Annotated in this window: 19 protein-coding genes; 1 reads left to right on the top strand and 18 read right to left on the bottom strand. The window is 41.0% G+C overall.

Translation table 11 applies throughout. The annotated features are described in order from the left end of the window. Nucleotides 1–359 precede the first annotated feature (359 nt). The 14 genes from M1F74_RS03835 to miaA form a co-directional block, all read right to left on the bottom strand. Entirely contained in the window at nucleotides 360–917 is a 558-nt protein-coding gene (locus M1F74_RS03835) for an SMI1/KNR4 family protein (protein WP_247946341.1), read from the bottom strand. A gap of 11 nt (nucleotides 918–928) precedes the next feature. Beyond that, on the bottom strand, nucleotides 929–1,651 hold the full coding sequence (locus M1F74_RS03830) for a DUF4241 domain-containing protein (protein ID WP_247946340.1): 723 nt from the start codon (nucleotides 1,649–1,651) through the stop codon (nucleotides 929–931). 52 nt (nucleotides 1,652–1,703) lie between these two features. After that, entirely contained in the window at nucleotides 1,704–3,455 is a 1,752-nt protein-coding gene (locus M1F74_RS03825) for a glycoside hydrolase family 13 protein (RefSeq protein ID WP_247946339.1), read from the bottom strand. Nucleotides 3,456–3,651: 196 nt separating this feature from the next. After that, on the bottom strand, nucleotides 3,652–4,608 hold the full coding sequence (locus M1F74_RS03820; protein ID WP_247946338.1) for a hypothetical protein: 957 nt from the start codon (nucleotides 4,606–4,608) through the stop codon (nucleotides 3,652–3,654). A gap of 18 nt (nucleotides 4,609–4,626) precedes the next feature. Then, a complete protein-coding gene (locus M1F74_RS03815) occupies nucleotides 4,627–5,376 on the bottom strand; it encodes a hypothetical protein (RefSeq protein WP_247946337.1) in 750 nt (249 codons plus the stop codon). Continuing rightward, nucleotides 5,373–5,960 carry an SMI1/KNR4 family protein gene (locus M1F74_RS03810; protein WP_247946428.1) on the bottom strand — a complete coding sequence of 196 codons (588 nt, stop codon included), beginning with the start codon at nucleotides 5,958–5,960 and terminating at the stop codon, nucleotides 5,373–5,375. Before M1F74_RS03810 ends, M1F74_RS03815 begins: the two co-directional genes overlap by 4 nt. 44 nt (nucleotides 5,961–6,004) lie before the next feature. Continuing rightward, on the bottom strand, nucleotides 6,005–7,069 hold the full coding sequence (locus M1F74_RS03805; protein WP_247946336.1) for an ankyrin repeat domain-containing protein: 1,065 nt from the start codon (nucleotides 7,067–7,069) through the stop codon (nucleotides 6,005–6,007). A 2-nt stretch (nucleotides 7,070–7,071) separates the two neighbouring features. Further along, the gene (locus M1F74_RS03800) at nucleotides 7,072–7,509 is read right to left on the bottom strand and encodes a hypothetical protein (protein WP_247946335.1); all 438 of its coding nucleotides are present in this window, start codon (nucleotides 7,507–7,509) and stop codon (nucleotides 7,072–7,074) included. Nucleotides 7,510–7,527: 18 nt separating this feature from the next. Further along, on the bottom strand, nucleotides 7,528–8,097 hold the full coding sequence (locus M1F74_RS03795) for an SMI1/KNR4 family protein (RefSeq protein ID WP_247946334.1): 570 nt from the start codon (nucleotides 8,095–8,097) through the stop codon (nucleotides 7,528–7,530). Between the two features lie 202 nt (nucleotides 8,098–8,299). Further along, nucleotides 8,300–9,055 carry an SDR family NAD(P)-dependent oxidoreductase gene (locus M1F74_RS03790; protein WP_247946333.1) on the bottom strand — a complete coding sequence of 252 codons (756 nt, stop codon included), beginning with the start codon at nucleotides 9,053–9,055 and terminating at the stop codon, nucleotides 8,300–8,302. Between the two features lie 21 nt (nucleotides 9,056–9,076). Then, the gene (gene rnz, locus M1F74_RS03785) at nucleotides 9,077–10,006 is read right to left on the bottom strand and encodes a ribonuclease Z (protein WP_247946332.1); all 930 of its coding nucleotides are present in this window, start codon (nucleotides 10,004–10,006) and stop codon (nucleotides 9,077–9,079) included. A gap of 14 nt (nucleotides 10,007–10,020) precedes the next feature. After that, on the bottom strand, nucleotides 10,021–10,644 hold the full coding sequence (locus M1F74_RS03780; protein ID WP_247946331.1) for a cystathionine beta-lyase: 624 nt from the start codon (nucleotides 10,642–10,644) through the stop codon (nucleotides 10,021–10,023). Next, nucleotides 10,637–11,875, bottom strand: a complete 1,239-nt coding sequence (gene hflX / locus M1F74_RS03775) for a GTPase HflX (RefSeq protein ID WP_247946330.1) — start codon at nucleotides 11,873–11,875, stop codon at nucleotides 10,637–10,639. The genes M1F74_RS03780 and hflX overlap by 8 nt, the downstream gene beginning before the upstream one ends. Beyond that, nucleotides 11,868–12,752: a tRNA (adenosine(37)-N6)-dimethylallyltransferase MiaA gene (gene miaA, locus M1F74_RS03770; RefSeq protein WP_247946329.1), complete on the bottom strand. Its 885-nt coding sequence runs from the start codon at nucleotides 12,750–12,752 to the stop codon at nucleotides 11,868–11,870. The genes hflX and miaA overlap by 8 nt, the downstream gene beginning before the upstream one ends. A gap of 120 nt (nucleotides 12,753–12,872) precedes the next feature. On the opposite strand from miaA, the gene M1F74_RS03765 reads away from it, so the two are divergent. Continuing rightward, nucleotides 12,873–13,043: a DUF3042 family protein gene (locus M1F74_RS03765; RefSeq protein ID WP_001051782.1), complete on the top strand. Its 171-nt coding sequence runs from the start codon at nucleotides 12,873–12,875 to the stop codon at nucleotides 13,041–13,043. A 43-nt stretch (nucleotides 13,044–13,086) separates the two neighbouring features. On the opposite strand, the gene M1F74_RS03760 is transcribed toward M1F74_RS03765, so the two are convergent. The 4 genes from M1F74_RS03760 to pabB form a co-directional block, all read right to left on the bottom strand. Continuing rightward, entirely contained in the window at nucleotides 13,087–13,926 is an 840-nt protein-coding gene (locus M1F74_RS03760) for a thymidylate synthase (RefSeq protein WP_084868725.1), read from the bottom strand. A 51-nt stretch (nucleotides 13,927–13,977) separates the two neighbouring features. Further along, nucleotides 13,978–14,412, bottom strand: a complete 435-nt coding sequence (locus tag M1F74_RS03755; protein ID WP_247946328.1) for a GTP pyrophosphokinase — start codon at nucleotides 14,410–14,412, stop codon at nucleotides 13,978–13,980. A gap of 93 nt (nucleotides 14,413–14,505) precedes the next feature. Beyond that, nucleotides 14,506–15,465: an ROK family glucokinase gene (locus M1F74_RS03750; RefSeq protein ID WP_000078551.1), complete on the bottom strand. Its 960-nt coding sequence runs from the start codon at nucleotides 15,463–15,465 to the stop codon at nucleotides 14,506–14,508. A 124-nt stretch (nucleotides 15,466–15,589) separates the two neighbouring features. Further along, a complete protein-coding gene (pabB, locus tag M1F74_RS03745; protein WP_247946327.1) occupies nucleotides 15,590–17,308 on the bottom strand; it encodes an aminodeoxychorismate synthase component I in 1,719 nt (572 codons plus the stop codon). Nucleotides 17,309–17,376 lie beyond the last annotated feature (68 nt).

Raw genomic sequence — 17,376 nt, 5'->3', positions numbered from 1 at the left:
TACTTTTTCATAGCCTTTTACCCTTATTCTATAAAATAATATAGGAAATTTCAATACCCTAAACACAAAAAATCATATTTTTGATTGTTTTTTCTATAATTTGTAGAAAAGTTTAAAAATCTGAATGTAGATTTAGTGAATGGTTTTACTAAAAAAGGCGGTGGGACAGAAATCGATAGACAAAGTCTCGATTTCGTAGTCCCAGCCTCGCGAGGATGATTAGGAGCTTTTTGGAGTCTAAAAGACGAACAAAAAGTTCAATCAGCTACCGCGTCAAAGTTTGATTGCTAAAAAAGTGAGGTCGGGATCTTTTGTCCCAACCTCTTTTACGGACTATCAAACTGGTATTTCCTTATAGATTATTGACTAGATTTCCCCTTTTCCAAAAGATTGACCATCTCATTTTTACGCTCTTCTAGCTCGGCAATTTGCTGGAGTAAAAGTCCTGAAAAATCACAATTAAGCTCTTCAGTTTCGCCACTATTATACCAATCCAAAGCTACTATGTGATTGTCCTTATCAAAGCAGAAAATTACATCTCCATCACCGATGATAGACAGAAATGGAATATAATCCACAAAGCCCAGAGCGTGTAATTCCTTGGTTTTAATTCGAATATCTAAGAAATCTGGGATGCCATTTGCAATTCCAAAAACCTTAATACCTCGACAGAAAGTCCAAAAAGGGGCTACATCGTAAGCCTTGGCTCTTGGCCATAGATCTTCTCTGACTTCCATAAAGAGACCTCCCAGAGATGACATGGTGAATTCCCTGAAATCTTCTGGCAGACGAATGCCGTATTGATTTTCAAAATCCTGAACATCTTCTTCCGATGGTTCATTGCCCATGCAGGCGACAACCTGATAAGTTTCCTTATCATAGTGACGAAAATAATCATAAACTTCATTGAGTGCCATTATCCAACTCCTTATCCTACATAGATATACTCAATAACCACATCACATAGTTGATGATCCTTGTCATAGCCAAAGTAAACAGGATAATTTCCATCTCCAAAACCAGATTGAATCATTGGAATAGTCAGGTCTGTATGTGGTATTTTAAAGTTAATCCAATCACCGCCTTCTCGTTGATATAGGGGATGTTCTATGGCATTTTGAGCAAAAATTTCCGCAAAGAAATCATCATAGATGTTTTTTTCAGGATTTTCTTGATACCATTTTTCTTCAAAATCACAGTAGGCATTTTTTGTCTCAACATCCACAATAGTTGCCAAGCCTGCATCGACTGAAAATCCAAAATAAGAATCTTCTTCAACAGAATCCAGGTTTTCAGTACCAGTTAAAGCTTCATAGTAAACAACTGGAAGTTTATCTGTAAATTGAACTCTTGTTGCAACATACCTATAATGATCTTCTTCGATTTTAACTACCAAGGTTTTGAGAGGAAATGTTCCTTTTGGAACGGTCTCTAAATAGGGTTTTTCATTCCTACGGAGCCAGACCAAGGGATCCCTAACTAAAATTTCTCCACTTGAGAAGGTCACTTCCCCCATATCTAAGACAAAGACTTCCTTGCCGTCTATTTCTTTCATCTCGAAACACGCTGCGTAATTGACAGACGAGGTCAAAATATGTTTGATTTCTTGGTATTTTTGCAACCATTCTTCAGAAACTTGAAGTTTTTCCATCGGTCTTTCCTTTCTAGTTTAAAACAAGCATGTGTTGGAGTTAAAAACCGGTTTAAATCGAATCTAAATAAACTACAAATCCATCTGGTAAGATGATTTGTTGTCCCTCCTTAACCTGGCAATGACTCGCTAAATCAACAGAGTCTCTTTCTAAAACAAAATTCTCAGGAGACTGGTTAAAGATACCCTGAACTTCTTTCCCTTCGTAGTTCCACGTTAATGCTAGAACATCTGGTTTCACTTCTTGCAAGCTATAGGAACCATGCTGAATAATGCTTGCAACTTCTTTACGGACTTGGATTAATTTCTTCATGAAATTTAGCATATCATTGTCCTCAGACACACGGTCCCAAGGCATGACACGACGGCAATCAGGGTCTGGTCCACCAATTAGTGCTAGCTCTGTTCCGTAATAGATACAAGGAGTCCCTTTTTGAAGGTAGAGGAAGGTTAAAGCAGCCTTGACATGTTGGAGATTTCCTTTGGCAGTTGTAAGAATACGCTCTGTATCGTGAGAATCCAGGAGATTGAACATAACCTCTGAGATTTGTTGCTTGTAGTACATTGACTGGCTATTGATTTCTGAAATGAACTGCTCTGTCTTTTTATGCTGACGCAAGAAATAATCCTTGATACTTTCAGAGAGCGGGTAGTTCATGACTGCATGGAACTCATCTCCTTTTAGCCAAGGCTGAGACGTATGCCAGATTTCACCTAAAATATACAAATCAGGCTTTTTAGCGAGAACTACCTTTCTAAAATCTTTCCAGAACTGATGGTCAATTTCATTGGCAACGTCCAAGCGCCAAGCATCGATATCAAAATTCTCAATCCAGTAAGTTGCAACACTGAGAAGATAGTCTTTGACTTCAGGATTTGCTGTATTTAACTTAGGCATATAGCTAGCAAAGGCAAAGGTATGATAAGGGAGTTCTCTTGGATTCTGAAGTTTATCCTCTGTAATTGGAAACTCTTGAATATGGAACCAATCTTTATAAGGGGAATTTTCTCCATTTTTTAGAACATCCTGCCATTGGGCAGACTGGTAGCCGATATGATTGAAAACAGCATCTAGCATAATCTTAATGCCACGTTTATGAGCTTCCTCGACTAAATTAGCAAAGACTTCTTTATCTCCAAAGTGACGGTCAATTTCAAAATAATCCGTCGTATCGTACTTGTGATTGGTCGTTGCTTCAAAAATCGGACATAGATAAAGTCCAGTGATTCCCAAATCTTTTAGATAGTCTAGATGGTCGATAATCCCTTGTAAATCTCCACCAAAAAAGTCATCCCTATTAGGTGTAATAGCAGCATCCCATTCTCGAGCTCCATCTGGAGTCAAATTAGGATTTCCATTAGCAAATCGTTCTGGGAAAATCTGGTACCAAACGGTATTTGAAACCCAGCTAGGAACCTGACATCCGTCGATTTCATGAATATAGGGAAGCTTAAAGCCATTTCCTTCTGCATCCAAGTTTTCTTGAGTATGTTCCACACAACCCTTATCACCGTAGAAAATACCCTGACCTTCCTCATCAAGGAGTTCAAAGAGATACTGAATCCGTGCAAAATCAACCGATACTGTAACCTGCCAATAATCAAATAAAGCATCCGAGGTTGCTTTAGTCATTTCTTTCTTGGCTTCATACTTATCCTCGATGAAGATAAAGGGATCTCCATAATGTAAAATGACCTGCTGGACATCATTTTTCTTGGTTCTGATTCGGATATGTAGCTGACCTTCTTTGTAAAGATAAGCATACTCTGATTCTTGTCTATGATAAATGGCTGTTAATTCCATATTTTGTCTCCTAAATAATCATCATCAACAAAAACGCAAACGTTTTCACAATTGCTATTTCTAGTATACTATTTTAAGATTCGATTTGCAATACTTGGTCAAATTTGACAAGAAAACAGCTCAAAATAAATACTGTAGACTAATCAAGAAATATCAGCACCTATCTATAAAAAGCTCCCAAACTCAGCCTCACAGCCTAGTCAATCTGACAAAGGGCAAGTTCTTTTAATCCTCTGTCGTAAAGGAAGGTTAAACAAAAGTTGTCTGTTATATTTTGAAGCTTGTGTTTACTCATTCCTCTAGGCAAGGCTATATCGCACCATTCTCTTGTTGCCAGAGAAAATAGCTTTTGCTTGCCCTTCCAGTCATCATTCTGAAATAGGGGACTCAGGATAAGATAAGGCGAATCCGTAAAAATTCCATTGACACCAGCTTTTTTACCTGAAGCCTTTAAATGTTCAGATTCTAATAACTTTTCGATAATACGACCATCACTAGAGATTTTAACTAGGGCATAATAGTCCATGCCCCATTTATTGACGGAGGTTTGACTTTCTCCAGAGCTAAAGGCATAGAGCTCTTGCTTCCAAGATTTCATACTATCGATTTTAGGACAAAAACTTGAGTTCGTGTCGTGGTGATTTAACTCTTTTTTATCAATATGCGAATAAGTGGTCCACTTCGCCTGCTTTTTCTCTCGATCAAATTCTAAAAGGGCAAAGTTTCTTGCCTGATTTGTATAAACTTGATTTTCAAAACACACGGGTATCTGGTCGCTATCTGATACGATTTGAAAATATCTCTCTTGTGCCTTTTTAGGAAGTATACTTTGCGGATCCTTTATGGCAATGATTTCTGGATTAGAAAAATCACCAGTATAATAGACTATTTCCTTGCCAGCCTTGATGATGCCAATATTTTGTCCATCTGTAAAGAGTAGAGGCTCTTCCTCCCAAACATGGTCACAATACCAAGCATCTATCTCCTTCACACCCAAAGGTGATACTTCAAGCAGACAGTAGAGATTGAAAACTTCCTTCTCACTGGTCAAGACAAAGGCTCTACCATCATGTAACATGACAGAATTGAAAACACTATTGTAGTCCTTGTCTAGTTCCCATTTATTCAATAGACTTAACTTTAACTTCCCCATTTTCTCTCTCCTAATCCATCACCACTCGTTGATGGCAAATAGAATGGCTGATCTAATATTTCTTAGCAATTGATCTGAAAGTTCATCGTATACTTGACCCAGTCCCTTATCTTGTGCCAGCCATCCAGGTTCATCATTCCAGGAGCCCATTCCTCCAAAAACATCCGCTGAGCTTGCAGCTCTAAATATGCTTAGATGTTGCAGTGGAATTTGAGGTTCTGCCAGCCCTTTACCAGATTCTGGGTCTAGCAAAAAGTTTCTAGCAGATTGAAAGACTTTGGCAAAGTTGTCACATTCAATTTTAATTGCTAGATTTTCTATACGAGTCAATATGTCCTTAAATTCTTCGATATTATTTTCATAGTGGGGAATGTCTTGAGAAGACCTTTCCCATTCATACTCGGTGTAGGTAACATCCCAGCCCCTACCTGCGGAAGCAGATTTCCAATTTGGTAGGAAATAACCTGCCTTCCCATCTTTATAAAAACAGAGAATTGAACTCTGTGTTGTATTGGAGAAGCCTAAAATACCTCTGTCTTCAACTGAAATAGGACAAAATAATTGCAAGTCCTTCAAACCTTTTTCCTTAAGATTTTCAAACCAATCAGATACAGATAGTTCTATAACTTCCCCCTTTTCTGACGGCAAAATTTGAAAGCAAATCTTATTGATATATTGGTCAGGATGATACAAGATTGCCTGATCAGTTTTTAAAGCCTTCCTAGCTGCTGCCACGATACAGGCTATTTGGTACATTTGTCCATTCATATGATCTCTTCCATTATCCCTTCAATCAGATTTGTAAGGCTTTCAGCCGCATAGATCACCTGGTCAGGATCATGGATGTAGCAAATAACCTGACCTTCCTGAGCCTCCTGGTCTGGATCAAAATCCAGCATAAGATAACAAGAGTCACAATACTGAGCAAAAGGAAGCCATTTTTTATTAAAAAGATAGGGCTTTATTCTACTATCATGCATGTTTTCTAGGTCTTGACTAGAAAAATAGTCGGGAAATTCGGTTAACAGAGCATCTCTATTTTGAAAGTACTTTTTACAAGTCTCAATTTCCTGTAGACTCATGAGAGAAAAAGTCAAATCTCTCTGGTCAATTACACAAGGTAAAATAGAGAGGTATTTACTCCCATTTTTATAGCTATAAAGCTCTTTGAAGTCACTAGGTAGACGAATGCCAAATATTTCCTCAAAGGCTTGAAGCTCTTCCTCAGAAGCACCAGAAATGCCCTGATAATCTTCCAGATATCCTTCCTCTACAGGATCATCCAAATCCCAGTCTTCAAAACACTCACAAATATAAGTTTCTATTTTTTTAACTTGGTCAATTAGTTGCATCATTTCACCATGATTTCTTTATTTTATCTGTCTTCCAATGTTTTTTACCGCTTATAACTTGTTTTTTCTAGGAGAAGGGGTTCAGGATTTTGCTTAATCCAAGCAATAGCTAGCTGACACAGGCGGTCTAGGCGAGGCTCGTCGTCAAAATCTTTCCCATGAACTTGAGCAATAAGCTCTTTAGTCTCTTCTAATTCTTGATCTGAAAGGGGGAGTCCTAGAGACAAGTATTGAGGGAGAGCTTGAAGCATTTTTCTATAGTCCCTGTCCCAGTTGACCCCACCATTGCGATCCAGTTCATCTCGAACTCGACCTGGTATACGAATAACTTCTCCCTGAACAGTTTTGGCTGCTCCACTTGAAGGAATCAAGAAAGACCATAGTTCCTCATATTGCTCCTCCCAGCTACCTTCTTTTACGAGAATCGGAGAAACTCCATCGTGGGTTATTCGTTTGGCTACCGGCTTGACATCAAACAAAGCATAAAGTTTTTCTAGACCCTGATCTGCTGCTTCTAGATAGTCGGGATTGATCCCTTCTCTATGAAATTCAAAATCTTTACCGATATTTTCGACCTTTTCTTTCATAGCAGAGGTTTTCTTAGCACCTGCTTCTAGTAACATAGAGGCAATTTCAGCAGTTTGGGCAATATAGATTCCCCGACAAACCATCAAGACTGAAGCTAGTGGAGTTCTTCCCATATCATTCTCTACATTGACATTTGCTCCCTTGTTAATCAAAAATTTGACTGTTTTAGGATGAAAAAACTCAGCTGCCATATGTAGAGGGGTCTTGCCATATCTATTGGGCTTTTCAATGTCTGCCCCCAATTCACACAAGAGTTTTACTGTATCTCTACCCAAGATTGCTTGACGGTATAAAGGAGTCCCTCCATAATAATCAGGAATATTGATATCCAAGCCCTTTTCGACAAGCCAGATAACCAATTCATCCGGGACTCCTCCCATATGCAGAGGTGTACATAAGCTAAATCTTCCATCATGGGCGGTTAATTCACAACGATCATAGACTGCTTTAAGGGCTTCAATATTTCCTTCATCCATTAAATCCTTAAACTCTTTTGGTAATGTAACTCTTTTCTTTGCCATCTTTAGTTCCTTTCTTCTGATTCAGCATCTAGGGCAAGCCAATGAAGATTGTCAATATTTTTTAAAGTCCTGACTTTTCCATCATAATCATTTTTCAACTCAAGACCATTTTGCTCAATAGATATATGATTGTACCAGTGGTCTAGGCTGGCGTATTCCCCCGTATGAATGTTGATGAGCATACTCGTTATGGGATTCCAAGTCCCTTTCTTAACTGTTTCTGCTAAGAGGTAGTAAGCATCTAAAAATATGAGATTTCTCCCATAGATCCAAAAGGGTAGATCAAGCCCCAACAAAGGCAACTTGGCAGAAAAAATCTCATCACCGTATGGTGGAACGGTTTCATAATGAAATTCTATCTCACTACCATAATAGGCAATCAGGGCTCCCTGACATCCGATATTTTGAGGAATCCCTTCCTCAGCTACAATAAATTCCATGACCTGCTCCTTCTATTTTCAATCATAAAACCCGACCAGACTCTGCCAAAATATCAAACTGGACGCATGACCTATTCTAGTCATCAAGTGGATGAAGTCACTTTCACAACCCTTCCAAACTGCAGATTGGGCCGTTCCCATGGCTCTCACAAATGCTAGAAAATCTGGTGTCAGCCATATTTTTTCATCATAGTTCATCTCTGAATCAAGAGCATAGACCGCCCCAGATTGACAATCCAGCAAAATAGTGTAGGGATCTCCATTTGCAATGATGATCAAGCCTCTTTCTTGTAGAGTCGAGTAATCGTGGTATTCCAAATTGCGATTGATCAGCCAAGTAAGACTAGTGTCGTCCCCATATCCAAACTGGTAACTTAAAAAACCGACCTGCCCCCAGTTATAGGCCAAAATATACTTCCTAAAAATCGGATCCAAATCTTGTATTTGCAGTTGTTTTTTCAAACGATCCAGTTCAGACACAGGCACTTCAGTATGGCTCAGGACAATTCCTTCTCTTATCTCAGGGTCAAGCCCTTGTATTGCTTCCTCAATAATGGAAATAATTTGGTCAATTGTCAATAATTCCATTGTCAACCTCCGGCTATACATAGGGCATTATCTAGGGTAAGCTAGCTAGTTTGGGACTTCATTTATCTAATGAACTTTCTTATCTCAATTATACTCCAAAACTATCAAATAGAGATAAACTACCAGTATTTTCAGGAATTATTTTTGATCAACAACTCCTCCTTATTAAAGCAAAAAGCCATTCCTCAAGGGAACAGCTTTCTCACTTATAATTAAAGATTCCTCCTGCCAACTTATCAGCTAGCTTAGGAAAGAGGGTATAAAACTTATGGGCTAGGTTCAACAAAACTGGGAGATTGAGTTCCCGTTTGTTTTTTCCTATGGTTTTGACAATCTTTCTAGCGACTGCATCTGGTTCTAAGAGAAAGCGGTCAACCGACTTGAGGTAGGTCCCATCTGGGTCTGCCTGGTCAAAAAAGGCAGTACGAATCGGTCCTGGATTAACCGTCGTGACATAGACACCGTAAGGCATGAGTTCAAGGCGTAGAGCGTTGGAAAAACCAATAGCCGCAAACTTGGTCGCTGAGTAGAGACTGGACTTGCCAGTTGCTATCAAACCTGCCATGCTAACGATATTGATGATATGCCCTTTTCGATTTTCCTTCATTCGACAACCAATGCGACGAGACAGATTCATCAAAGCAAAGGTATTAACCTCAAACATCTGGTGAATGTCTTGGTCAGAAATCTTGTCAAACTCTTCAAAAATCCCGTAACCAGCATTGTTAATCAAGACATCAATCTTTCCATAGCGAAGATAGAGGTCAGTTACTAAAGTTTCTAGGGCTGAATCATCAGTAATATCAATCTCAACTAATTCTGTGTGAGAATGATTTCCGTAGAGCTGAGCTAATTTTTCCTTATTTCTACCAAGTAGAATGAGTTGGTCATCTGGCAAGAGCTTGACCATTTCTTGGGCTAAGCCACCGCTAGCACCTGTAATGAGAATCGTTCGCATCTTTCTTCCTTTATGTGGCACTTAAATTTCCACTTCTTCCAAGTCTTTAACGACATGGACATTTTCAAAAATGCTGGCCGCATCTTTCTTGAGTTGACTAATATCTTTTGAGAGAAAGCGGGCGCTGATATGGTTGAGCAAGAGGCGTTTGGCTCCAGCTTCTGCTGCAACCTGAGCAGCTTGCATGTTAGTAGAGTGACCATGGTTACGAGCAATTTTTTCATCACCCTTGCCATAAGTGGACTCATGGACAAGGACATCAGCATTGACAGCTAGACGCACGCTGGCATTGGTTTTTCGAGTATCACCCAATATAGTGATAATTTTACCTGGGCGCGGTGCTGAGATATAGTCAGCTGCCTTGATTTCAGTTCCGTCTTCTAAAACAACGTCCTGGCCGTTTTTGATTTTTCCAAAAAGCGGACCAAATGGGACACCAGCAGCCTTGAGCTTCTCAGCATCCAAGGTTCCTTCTAAGTCCTTTTGCATAACACGATAGCCAACACAGAAAATAGTGTGGTCCAGCTCCTCTGCATACACAGTGAATTTCTCGGTTTCAAGGATTTTCCCTAGAGAATTTTGGTCAAACTCATGGAAATGAATGCGGTAAGGCAGACGAGAACCTGACACACGTAGACTGGTTAAGACAAAGGACTTGATCCCTTGAGGTCCATAGATGTCCAAATCTGTCTGCTCTTCATTGGCCTGAAAGGCACGACTAGAAAGGAATCCTGGCAAGCCAAAGATATGGTCTCCATGCAGGTGAGTGATAAAGATTTTGCTGACCTTACGTGGTCGAATCGTGGTTTCCAGAATGCGATTTTGCGTTCCTTCGCCACAGTCAAAGAGCCAGACTTCGTTAATCTCGTCCAAGAGTTTGAGGGCAAGACTTGAAACGTTGCGGGCTTTAGAGGGCTGACCAGCCCCCGTTCCTAAAAATTGAATATCCATTCGATACTTTCTAATTAATCAATATATAACATAGCTGTGCGATTTTCCGATCGGAAATAAGGCTTGCCAGAAAAAACTCTAGCTTCTTGCAGTAAATCCTCTTGACTATAGCCTTTGAGACGCTTGCGACCATCTGCCAAGGTTTCCAGGTCTGTCAGAGGAGTCAAACTCTCCACAGAGACGACTTTTTCCTCTCCAAGCTCCTTCATGTAAATCTTTCCAGACTCCTCATAGACTAGCTGATGAGGGAAAATCTGAGCAATTTCAAAGAGCAAGTCAGCAGTGATTGCTTCCTCAGTTTCTGAGAAAATCCGCCCAAGACCTTCTTCCTCATAGCAAAAACCAAAAGACTTGCCAGATAGATTGAGGCGAATAAAGGGCTTGTTTTCTATAGTAAAACTTGGCTCAGCGTTGTAGAGATTCAGTTCCTGAGAAAGTTCTGCAAAATAATCAGTCGCAGCTTGAGGGCTCTTTTTCTGGTAGAGTTCTGCGAAGTAAGCATTGACCACGCTAGGCGGAGGGGTAATGAGGGTTAGCTGCTCCTGCTCTGTTTTGCCAGCTAGAAGTTGATCCAGATAGATCTTGTCCAGACTTGTATAGCCCCCATATTTTAGAGCCAAGGTTTTGATATCAGTCATAAAATTCCTCTAATCTCCATTTGTTTTTCTTTGAAATATAGCCTGTAATCACTTCTCCATCATCTTGGTAGTCACGATCTTCAAGAATCGCTACACTTTCTAAATCATGAATCTTGTAGGATTTCGAAAAAGGCACGCGCAGGGTAAAGGGTTCGAAAATATCCTTGATTTTTTCTAAAAATAAAGCTTGCAACTGCTCACGACTATCCTCAGACTTGGCAGAAATGAGGGTATACGGCGTTTGAGTAGGCGTGAAATCCTCCACCAAATCCGCTTTATTATAAAGGGTCAGACGAGGAATATCCTCCATATCCAAGTCTTTCATGATAGACAGAACCGTTTTTTCATGCTCCTCGTGATAAGGATTGCTGGCATCAATGACATGAACCAGAAGGTCTACATGCTTACTTTCTTCCAAGGTTGACTTAAAACTGGACACCAATTCTGTTGGCAAATCTTGGATAAAGCCAACGGTATCAGTCAAGGTTACCTGAAGATTGCCTCCCAGATGGATACTCTTAGTCGTCGCGTCCAGAGTCGCAAAGAGTTCGTCCGCTTCATACTGGGTCTTACTGGTCAAGGTGTTCATGATGGTTGATTTCCCAGCATTAGTGTAACCAATCAAACCAATCTTAAAGGTACTTGACTCCAGACGTTTTTCTCTGACTGTTGCCCGATTTTTCTCTACCACCTTGAGTTGGCGTTCAATATCTGTGATTTGATTACGAACACTACGACGGTTCAGTTCCAGCTGACTTTCACCAGGTCCACGGGAACCAATTCCCCCTGCTTGACGGCTGAGCATAATCCCTTGACCAACCAAGCGAGGCAGGAGATATTTTAACTGAGCCAAATGCACTTGGAGTTTCCCTTCGTGGCTTCGAGCTCGCATGGCAAAGATATCCAAAATCAACTGCATACGGTCAATGACTTTTACTCCGAGAATTTCCTCCAAATTGACATTCTGCCTTGGTGTCAGACGATTGTTGACGATGACAGTGCTAATTTCTTCTGCATCCACCATCCGCGCAATCTCTTCCAACTTACCAGAACCGACGAAAGTCTTGGAGTCATACTTTTCCCGTTTTTGCCTGTAGCTATCTACAACGACTGCCCCAGCTGTCTTAGCCAGACTAGCCAATTCTTCCATAGAGAGGTCAAAATTGTCCATGCCCTGTAATTCCACACCAATGAGTAGGACGCGTTCCTCTTTTTTCTCCGTTTCAATCATTTAAAAACTCCTCAATCTGGCTTAAAATGCGGTCCTGCACGCCAGGCTCTCCTATCTGATAAAAGATCACCTGCATGCGATTGCGGAACCAAGTCAGCTGACGCTTGGCAAAACGACGAGTCGCCTGCTTGAGACTCTCGCTGGCTTCCTCAAGAGTTTGCTCCCCACGGAAATAAGGAAAGAGTTCCTTGTAACCAATGCCTTTAGCTGCCTGCACGTCTGGATAATGGTCAAAGAGCCACTTGGCCTCATCCAAAAGCCCAGCCTCAAACATCAGATCTACTCGGCGATTGATACGATCATAAAGCTGACTGCGTTCATCATCCAAGCAGATAATCAGCGGTTGATACAAGGTCTCTTGATTTTCCAAATCCTGACCAAAATGGGCAATTTCTAAGGCTCGCATGGCACGACGACGGTTAAACTGGGGAATTTCAAGACCTGCTTGCTCCACAAGATGGGCTAATTCCTCATCTGATAAAGGCTCTAAACTAGCTCGATAGGCTAAAATATCCTCATGAGGTGTTTTCCCACCTAGATGATAGCCTTCAAGCAAGCTCTGAATATAAAGCCCTGTGCCACCAGCAATAATAGCAAGCTTACCACGGCTTTGAATATCCTCAATAGCCTTCTTAGCTTCTGAAACAAAATCAAAAGCCGAGTAAGACTCGGTCACCTCTCTGACATCAATCAAATGATGAGGAACAGCAGCTTGCTCCTCTGGGCTAGCCTTGGCCGTCCCAATATCCAACCCTCTGTATACTTGCTGACTGTCACCGCTGACCACCTCTCCACCAAAGCGCTTGGCTACTTCAATAGCAAGGGCTGTCTTCCCAACAGCAGTCGGTCCAACAATCACAATTATTTTTGTTTTCATCTTTTTTCCTTGAAAAATTCCCATTTTTTCGTTACTATTATTATATCACAAAAAGGTCAGTCAGAAAAATGCTACCTCTTGAGGAGCCTGACTGTTCGGGAAGATAAAGGAGGAAGACTCATGGCTAAAGGATTCGCTAAAGGTCTTGTAACAGGTGTCGCAGGCACTGTCGCTGCCGTTGCAGGTGCAGTATACGCAATTAAAAAGAAAGTGATTGAGCCAGAAGAGCAAAAAGCAGCTTTCATCGAAGAAAACCGCAAAAAAGCAGCTCGCCGCCGCGTATCACATTAAGCAACAAAAGAAGTTGAGCAATCTCAACTTCTTTTTTATTTTCTTAAATAGCTAGATCAAACTTCAGTTGTGGCTTGACTGGATCATAGTCAACCAACTCAAAATCTTCCGCTTTGATATCAAAGAAATTGGTTCTATCAGGAACATTTAAAACCAAGCGTGGTTGGCAGTTTGACGGCTCACGACGGAGCAATTCCTCTGCTTGTTCAAACTGATTATCATAGATATGAAGGTTGTTGATAAAATAGAAAAACTTTCCAACCTTCCATCCAAAATGCTTGGCAATCATCATTTGAAGAGCCACATACTGCATGGCATTGATATGGTGGGCCACCAGCATATCATTCGAACGCTGGGTCAAAGTCGCATCCAGATAGATTTCTCCATCTACTCGACGGACATCAAACATGGTCTGAAAGGCGCATGGAAGGAGGCCGTCTGTCTCCTCAAATGCTTGGTAATCCCAGAGAGAGATGATATTGCGACGGTTCCAAGGGTTGGCTTCTAACTGCTTGAGTATCTTGTTGATGATATCGTGCTTCTTAACGACCGCACCGTAGCGCTCACCGATGGTTCCCGTATCTCCCACTTCCCAGTCATTCCAGTAGTGAACATTGTACTTGTTATTCAGCACTTCTAGGCTATTCGACTGATCCTGGTAGATCCAAAGTACTTCCTTGATAGCGGATTTGATTGCAATGGGACGCAAGGTTGTGATGGGAAATTCCCCCTTAGATAAATCATACTCCGCAAAGGCACCCGTTACGTACTTGGAATTAGCAACTGTCCCATCCTTGTACTTGGGACGAGCCTGCTCAGAAAAGACACCGTCTTTGAGGATTCGTTCAATATTCTCTTTAAAAATCGTATCTGCTTTTGTCATTTACTCTCACCTCATTTATTGTCCTAACTAGTATAGCATAAAAAATCTTTTCTACATACTCAGATAATCAATGGCCCTTTTATATTTTTCTAATCGTTCCAAATCCTTGTCAGTAATAGTCTCAAGTCTCGATAAATCTGAATTATGTTTTAAATCTGCTAATTTGACAACGCGTGCTAGGGGATTAGATTTTACAGTATCCAGATATATTTGATAATCTTGCTCCTTTTTCTTTGTCAAAACCTGAACGGCAGTAACTACTGTTTCTGGTAAACCAGCTAGTAATAGTTCTTTAGCTGTAAAAGGACTGTCCTCAATGACATCATGTTGCAGAGCCACTGCTTTCTCTTCTTCAGAATCAACTTGGCTTGCTACATAGATTGGATGTTCTATATAATCTATCCCTGCCTTATCAAATTGCCCTCTATGAGCTTCCATAGCGATAGATAATGCTAATTCAAGCATGGGTTGTTTTGATGTGTTCATCTAGCGACTCCTTCCCAAAATTTAAACCTATTTCGTTTTATTCGATTTTTAAAAAAGAGCTTGATAAACACCAAGCTCTATAATCATTTTATTTTATTGCAATACAAGTGATGCTGCTCCGATAACTCCAGCGTCATTTCCTAGAGTTGCAAGAGCCAATTTAGTGGATGTACGTACTTGTGGGAAGGTATTTTCGTCATAGACTTTTTGAACGCCTTGCAGAAGGAATTCTCCCGCAGCTGATACCCCACCTCCGATAACAATCGTTGAAGGGTTGAGGATTGAGCCAATATTGGCACATGCGATCCCCAAGTAACGTGAAAAGTTACGGTAAACGATCAAGGCAAGGTCGTCCCCTTCTTTTGCAAGGTCAAAGACAGTTTTAGCTGTTACTTCTTCACCGTCATCGATCAAACGTTTCAAGGCCGCATCGCCTTCGTATTCATCTGCATAACGACGAGTCAAGTTGACAATCCCTGTTGCAGAAGCAACTGTCTCAAGACAGCCTTTTTTACCACAGGTACATGCGATTGGTTGGTCAAAGTCAACAGTGATGTGGCCAAGCTCTCCTGCTGCACCAGCAACACCGTGAAGCAATTTGCCTTCTGCCACGATACCGCCACCAACACCTGTACCAAGTGTCATAAAGACAACGTCTGGTTGGTTTTCACCAGCCCCCATCCAGCGCTCACCAAGAGCAGCTACGTTGGCATCATTATCAATGAAGAATGGAATCCCCAAGGCTTTTTCAATCTTTTCTTTAATTGGTTGAAGGGTTTTCCAGTTGAGGTTGTAGGCACCGATAACAGTCCCTTTTTCACGGTCAACCACACCAGGTGATCCCATCCCAATCCCTCGGAAATCCGTAGCTGACAATCCAAGCAAGTCCAAACGATGTTGAATAGACTCAATCATATCATCTACGATATGGCTTCCTTCATCCAAAATATTAGTCTTGATAGACCATTTTTCTTGGATTTCTCCCTCTTGAGTTAAAATTGCAAACTTGATAGATGTTCCACCAAGGTCAATCCCAATAATCTTTTGACTCATCGTCTTCTCCTTTTTAATTGAAAATGCTTACAGATATAGTATAACAGAATCATCAGCTTTATGCAAAGGTTTGCGTGATTTTATTGTTAATTTCTATCATTTCATTTGCCTAAGCTACAATTTCTTAAGGTTCGAATTCCAACTCATACAAACCTCTGACTGCATTACAGCCGAATACAGCTTCTGCTTGGTTCAAGTCTGCCAAAGTCAGAATTTTCTCTTCTACCTGTCCTTTTCCTAGCAAATGCTGGCGGTAAATTCCTGGCAAAATTCCAAGTCTGATAGGCGGTGTGTAGAGTTTACTATTAATTTTTAAGACCAGATTTCCAATAGAGGTCTCAAGCAATTCTCCTGCTGCATTATGGTAAATGATTTCCTGTTCCCCTAGACTTAAATGTGGTCTATGAGTTGTTTTAAAGTAGGTAAATGATTGATTCAAATCTGCTTCTTGCAGACAGAGTTTAGCCTGACAGAACTCTGGACTAAGAGGTGTTATTACTTGCCGACTGAGTTCCATCTCTCCAGATTTGCTGAGACTAATTCGCAAACGGTAGTCTTGGTGGGAATCACAAGCTTGGCACTCTTCCTCTATCTTTTGTCTCAGTTCTTCTGAATCAAAAGGATAGGCAAAATAACGACTCGCCTTTGTCAGTCTTTCCAGATGTTGATCTTCAAACAACAGTTGTTTTTGGCTGATTCTCCCAGTTGTAATCAATTTGAAACGAGCTTGTTTACGATAGAGAACAGCCGCCTTTTGATGAACCTCACGGTATTCAGATTCCCAAGTACTATCCCAAGTAATCCCTCCGCCAACTCCATAGATGGCTTGACTCTTGTAGAGTTGAATGGTCCGAATGGCAACATTGAAAATTCGTCGCCCATTTGGAAGTAAGAGACCAATCGTTCCACAGTAAACTCCTCTGGGTTGGGGCTCCAAGTTCTTGATAATTTCCATGGTCGCAATTTTGGGTGCACCCGTTATGGAACCACAAGGAAAAAGCGAACGGAAGATTTCAACAAGGTCCACATCCGGTCGCAACTGGCTCTTGATGGTCGAAGTCATCTGCCAAACGGTCGAATACTGTTCCACTTGGCAAAGACGCTCCACGTGCTCACTGCCAACTTCAGAAATACGGTTCATATCGTTGCGCAAGAGATCCACAATCATCATATTTTCAGAGCGATTTTTAGGATCTTGCTCCAACCAAGCTGCCTCTTTCAAATCTTCATCGTCAGTCAGACCACGTTTAGTTGTTCCCTTCATCGGGCGAGTCGTTAATTCCCGGTCATTTTGCTCAAAAAAGAGCTCTGGACTCATGGAAATCACTGCCATCTCGTCATGTTCCACATAGGCATTGTAGCCCGCCTCCTGCTCTACCACCATACGATTGTAGATGGCAAAAGGATTGGCGTTTAAGTCTTGCTTGAGTTGGACGGTGTAGTTGACCTGGTAGGTGTCCCCTTGACGCAAATGATGGTGAATCTGGGCAATAGCCTTTTCATAATTTTCTGCAGATGTTTCTTCCTGCCACTTTGAAGGCAGATCTACTTCCTCATAAGTCAGAGGAATAGGCGATGTTTCTACCCTATCATGAACTGTAAAATATAGCAGATACTCTGCCAGTAAAGGAGCTTTATGAACTGCTAATTTCTTCTCAAATGCAGGTGCAGCATCGTAACTGACATAGCCCACGACATAATAGCCTTGCTCTTGGTAGCTTTCCACTTGTGACAGCAGGTCCGTCACTTCTGCTAAATCTCTCGTTTTTAACTCTTTGATAGGCTGGGTAAAAGTGTATCTCTCCCCCAAATCTCTAAAATCAATCACTGTTTTTCTATGCATATCTTAAGTATAGCACAAAAAGGCAGATACAGACAAAGCTGATCTACCTTTTTTCATTTTACTAGTCC

The organism is Streptococcus oralis (assembly GCF_023109315.1).
Classification (GTDB): Bacteria; Bacillota; Bacilli; order Lactobacillales; family Streptococcaceae; genus Streptococcus; species Streptococcus oralis_BS.
This window is presented reverse-complemented; position numbering and strand designations above follow the sequence as displayed.